Source organism: Streptomyces sp. CO7 (assembly GCF_053474865.1).
In genome coordinates, this window is record NZ_JBRIOU010000004.1 from 151,480 (window position 1) to 156,030 (window position 4,551).

The window sequence follows — 4,551 nt, forward strand, 5'->3', positions numbered from 1 at the left end:
CCCCGGTGTCCCCCGGTCCTCCGGCGGTCGCTCCCCGTGAGGGGCTCCGGGCGGGTCGACGGCCGCTCCGTGGTAGTTTCGTTGTACGGACGCAGTCGTTGTATGCTGCTCCGGTTGCCCGATCCGTTCGGGCCATTCCCCTGGCAAGGCCACTCAGATCCCTTCGATCCGACCCCTGGCATGCCGGGGTCCACCGTAAGTGCATCTGAAGTCTTTGGAGTGACCCGTGGCTGCCAACTGCGACGTCTGCGGCAAGGGCCCGAGCTTCGGCAACAACATCTCGTTTTCGCACCGCCGTACGCCCCGTCGCTGGAACCCCAACATCCAGCGCGTTCGTACCGTGGTGGGCGGGACGCCGAAGCGCGTGAACGCTTGCACCTCGTGCATCAAGGCCGGCAAGGTCTCGCGCTGACGTCCACCACCCGCTGTCCCGGGACTCCCCGGGTTGCGGGGACATCACGCGCGGCCACTGCCGGTTCGCTGCATTGAGCCGGTCCACGATTACCGTGGACCGGCTTTCTGCTGTCCGGATGCGCCGTCCCGGGTGAACCCGGAGGGGCGGGTGCAGGACGGCCGACCCCTCACCGTCCGCGCGTGCGCCAGCCGTGGTCGACGGGGCCGATCCCCGAGCCGAGCCGGAACCCGGCGGCTATCGCGCCCGTGACGTACTCCTTCGCCCTCGCGACCGCCTCCGGCACCGGCAGTCCGAGCGCCAGGTGGGAGGCGATCGCGGAGGCGAGGGTGCACCCGGTGCCGTGGGTGTGGCGGTTGTCCAGCCGCGGCGCCCGCAGCAGGTGCTCCTCCGTCCCGTCGGTCAGCAGGTCCACCGCCTCGCCCGCGAGGTGACCGCCCTTGACCAGCACCCAGCGCGGCCCGAGCTCCAGCAGGGCTTCGGCGGCCCGCCGCATGCCGGGCTCGTCCTCCACGCGCACGCCGGTGAGCTGGGCCACCTCGTCCAGGTTCGGGGTGACCACGGTGGCCGCGGGCAGCAGCCGGCGGCGCACCGCGTCGAGGGCGGAGCCGGCCAGCAGCGGGTCTCCGTGCTTGGACACGCTCACCGGGTCGACCACCGCCGGAGCCCCGGTCGAGCCGATCAACTCGGCTACCAGCTCCACCAGTTCGGCCGAGGACAGCATCCCGGTCTTGACGGCGTCCACACCGATGTCGTCGGCCACCGCCCGGTACTGGGCGCGCACCGCCTCAGCCGGGAGGTCCCAGACGCCGTGCACCCCGCGCGAATTCTGCGCGGTGACGGCGGTCAGCACGCTCATACCGTGCACGCCGAGCGCCAGCATCGTCTTGAGGTCCGCCTGGATGCCCGCGCCGCCGCCGGAGTCGGACCCGGCGACGGTCAGCACCAGCGGCGGCGCCCCGGCACCGGTGGTTCCCGGGTTCTTCACGTCCGCCCCACCCACGTCCGCCTCGCCCACGTCCGCCTCAGTCCTCCATGTCCGCGAAGTGGTCCCAGCCGCCCTTGCGGGTCCACGGGGCGCCGTCCACGGTGACCTGGGGCAGCGCCGACGGGTTGAGGACCTCGCCGATCACCTTCCACCGCGCGGGCAGCTTCACGTCGGGCGGGAAGGTGGCCACGATGGCGTGGTCCTCGCCCCCGGTGAGCACCCACTGCAGCGGGTCGACGCCGACCGCGGAGCCGATGTCGTTCATCTGCGTCGGGATGTCCAGCGCGCCCGAGCGGATGTCGATGCGGACCTTGCTGGCCTCCGCGATGTGGCCCAGGTCGGCGATCAGGCCGTCGCTGACGTCGCACATCGCGGTCGCGCCGAGGGAGGCCGCGGCGGGACCCGCGTGGTACGGCGGCTCGGGGCGGCGGTGCGCCTCCACGAAGGCGCGCGGCGAGCGGAACCCGCGCGAGAGCACCGCGAAGCCGGCCGCCGACCAGCCCAGCCAGCCGGTGACCGCGACCAGGTCTCCGGGCTGCGCGCCGGCCCGGGTCACCGGCTCGTGGTTGCGCAGGTCGCCGAGGGCGGTGATGGAGACGGTGATGGTGTCGCCGCGGACGACGTCCCCGCCGACCACGGCCGCGCCGGCCACCTGGCACTCGTCGCGCAGGCCGTCCATCAGCTCCGTCGGCCAGGTCACCGGGAGGTCGGCGGGCAGCACCAGGCCGAGCAGCAGGGCCGTCGGCACGGCGCCCATCGCGGCGATGTCGGCCAGGTTCTGCGCGGCGGCCTTGCGGCCGACGTCGTAGGCGGTCGACCAGTCCCGGCGGAAGTGGCGGCCCTCGACCAGGATGTCGGTGCTCGCCACCACGCGCCGGTCGGGTGCGGAGACCACGGCGGCGTCGTCGCCCGGACCTAGCCGGACCGCCGGGGTGGTGGTGAGCCGGGAGGTGAGCTCCCTGATGAGCCCGAACTCCCCCAGTTCCCCCACGGTTCCCTTCACCGCGTCTCACCGTTCCCTTCAGCCGTCGTTGTGCCGGGTATCAGTGTCATGCGTATCCCCCTGTGTACATGTCGGCGGGGTCCGCCTGCGCACCGGGCCGCCCGGTCCGCAGGTCGCGGGCCGTGCGGCGGCCGCGGAGGGCGTCAACACGCGCCGGGGAGTGCACTCGGGCGCGCGAGCCCTTGATCGGCGAGGTCTCCCCCCGGGGAGGGGCTACGCGATACCGTGGCGTTCCTTTTCCCCACACGATCCTCGAAGCCGCCCTGGAGGTTCCGTGGTACAGGCGTACATCCTCATCCAGACGGAGGTAGGCAAGGCGTCCTCCGTCGCCGACACGATCAGCAAGTTCTCCGGTGTGATCCAGGCCGAGGACGTGACCGGGCCGTACGACGTCATCGTGCGGGCGCAGTCCGAGTCGGTCGACGAGCTCGGCCGCATGGTCGTCGCGAAGATCCAGGGGGTGGACGGCATCACGCGGACACTGACCTGCCCGGTCGTGCATCTGTAGCCCCCGTCTACCCTGGGCCGGTGCGTTCCTTCCGTCACCGGCCTCGTTCCCGTGCCCGTCGCACCCGTCCGCTCGCGTCGGCGGGCGTGGCCGGGCTGCTGCTCCTGGCTCCCGCCTGCTCCTCGGCAGACGACCGGGCCGAGGCGGCGGTTCCCGCTCCGGGCAAGGAAGTGGCCGGACTCTGCCGTGCGCTGGACGAGGCGTTGCCGGGGACGGTGGTCGACGAGGACCGCTCCGACCCCGAGCCGCAGTCCGAGTTCACGGCGGGCTGGGGAAGCCCGGCGATCATACTCCGCTGCGGCATTCCGCGACCCCCTGTGATGAGCGATCCCGAGCAGGTGCCGGTGGCGATCGACGGGGTGGTGTACGTCATGGAGGAGTTGGGCGACGGCGGATACCGCTTCACGACGGGGCTGCGCCGGGCCTACGTCGAGGTCACCGTCCCCAAGGAGGTGGCCGGGGAGAACGGCTCCTACCCGCTGGTCGACCTGGCGCCCGCGATCAAGCGCGCCATCCCTGACGAAATCGCGGACTGAACCCCGCCGAGGGCGCCGGGGGCCACGGGATTCGCCCCACTGTCCCTAGCCCCCCAGCCCGCGGACCCACCGCAGGACGGCGCGCAGGCACTGCCGGAGGGCGGCGGCGTGCCTGGTGCGGGACGGCGGGGCGTGGCCGGCCCGGCGGCTGCCGGCCGACTCCGGCGGGCGCCCGGTGCGGGGCTGCGGAACCGGAGGCCCGTGCGACGGGCCGGTCTGCGGCGCGGGCGTCGCCTCCGGCTCGGCGAGGCCCTCGGCGATGCGCCGCCAGACCCGCTCCGGGGGCGCGGCCGGCACGTCCCGCTCCTGCACCCCGCGCGCGGCCGCGACGACGAGCGCGGTGCAGAGCAGTTCCTCCCGGCAACGCGCGCACCGGGCGAGGTGGCCCAGGACGGGATCGTCGGCCGGGGCCGCGTGGCCCAGGGCGATGTCCATCAGGCGGGTCGGGTCGACGTGCGCCACCGTTGTCTTCCTTGTCGCTGTGCCGTGCCGCGGACCGCGCCGCCCGGCGCCGCCGTCGCTCTCACGCGGGGACCGGTTCAGCGACGACGACCAGGTTGGCCCGGTAGCCGCCCTCGCCGGGGGCGTAGGGCGGGGCACAGGTGATCAGGGTGAGGACGGGAGGGCCGTCGCGGCGGAACACCGCGGGCGGCAGGGCGTCGTCGGGCACCGTCGTGCGGGCGGTGACGCGGTAGCGGACCGGTTCGGCCCCCTCGCGCCAGACCTCCACCTGGTCGCCGGGCTCCGCCTCGCGCAGCAGCGCGAAGGTGCCGAGGGCTCCGGCGGCGTCGTCGAGGTGCCCGGCCAGTACGGCGGACCCCCGGTCGCCGCCCGGGGCGGGGCCGTGGCGGTACCAGCCGGCGACGGCCGGGTCGGACGGGACGGACATGTCCCCCTGCCGGGTGACGCCCACCGGCAGCACCGGTGCGTCCAGCCCTATCGCACGCACCAGCACGCGCAGGGGAGCGTGCTGCCGTCGTCCGTCCGCCGCGGGCACCGGCGTGCCCGGCCGTGCGGCCGAGGCGGACAGTGCGGGAGCGGGGGCGAGGGGCGGCACGGCCGCCGACCCCGGGGGCGCGGCCGCCGCGGCGCGCGGTCGCGCGG

At 74.4% G+C, this 4,551-nt stretch carries 7 protein-coding genes; 3 read left to right on the top strand and 4 right to left on the bottom strand.

Annotated elements, in window-relative coordinates; translation table 11 throughout:
* Positions 1–226 precede the first annotated feature (226 nt).
* Positions 227–412 carry a 50S ribosomal protein L28 gene (rpmB, locus tag ACOV8S_RS13380; protein WP_108954212.1) on the top strand — a complete coding sequence of 62 codons (186 nt, stop codon included), beginning with the start codon at positions 227–229 and terminating at the stop codon, positions 410–412.
* A 169-nt stretch (positions 413–581) separates the two neighbouring features.
* On the opposite strand, the gene thiD is transcribed toward rpmB, so the two are convergent.
* Together thiD and ACOV8S_RS13390 are read right to left on the bottom strand one after the other, a co-directional pair.
* A complete protein-coding gene (gene thiD / locus ACOV8S_RS13385; protein ID WP_448318848.1) occupies positions 582–1,400 on the bottom strand; it encodes a bifunctional hydroxymethylpyrimidine kinase/phosphomethylpyrimidine kinase in 819 nt (272 codons plus the stop codon).
* A gap of 37 nt (positions 1,401–1,437) precedes the next feature.
* Complete coding sequence (locus ACOV8S_RS13390) at positions 1,438–2,403, bottom strand: thiamine-phosphate kinase (RefSeq protein ID WP_448318049.1); 966 nt, start codon at positions 2,401–2,403, stop codon at positions 1,438–1,440.
* Positions 2,404–2,677: 274 nt separating this feature from the next.
* Between ACOV8S_RS13390 and ACOV8S_RS13395 the strand changes: the two genes are divergently transcribed.
* On the top strand, positions 2,678–2,911 hold the full coding sequence (locus ACOV8S_RS13395) for an Lrp/AsnC family transcriptional regulator (RefSeq protein ID WP_108954215.1): 234 nt from the start codon (positions 2,678–2,680) through the stop codon (positions 2,909–2,911).
* A 20-nt stretch (positions 2,912–2,931) separates the two neighbouring features.
* Positions 2,932–3,447, top strand: coding sequence for a DUF3515 domain-containing protein (locus tag ACOV8S_RS13400; protein WP_448318050.1), 516 nt, complete (start codon positions 2,932–2,934; stop codon positions 3,445–3,447).
* A 45-nt stretch (positions 3,448–3,492) separates the two neighbouring features.
* Here the strand turns inward: ACOV8S_RS13400 and ACOV8S_RS13405 are convergent, their stop codons facing one another.
* Positions 3,493–3,909, bottom strand: coding sequence for a hypothetical protein (locus ACOV8S_RS13405; RefSeq protein ID WP_448318051.1), 417 nt, complete (start codon positions 3,907–3,909; stop codon positions 3,493–3,495).
* A 61-nt stretch (positions 3,910–3,970) separates the two neighbouring features.
* Positions 3,971–4,551, bottom strand: a 581-nt coding sequence (locus tag ACOV8S_RS13410; protein ID WP_448318052.1) for a class F sortase, incomplete at its 5' end; no start/stop codon positions are given.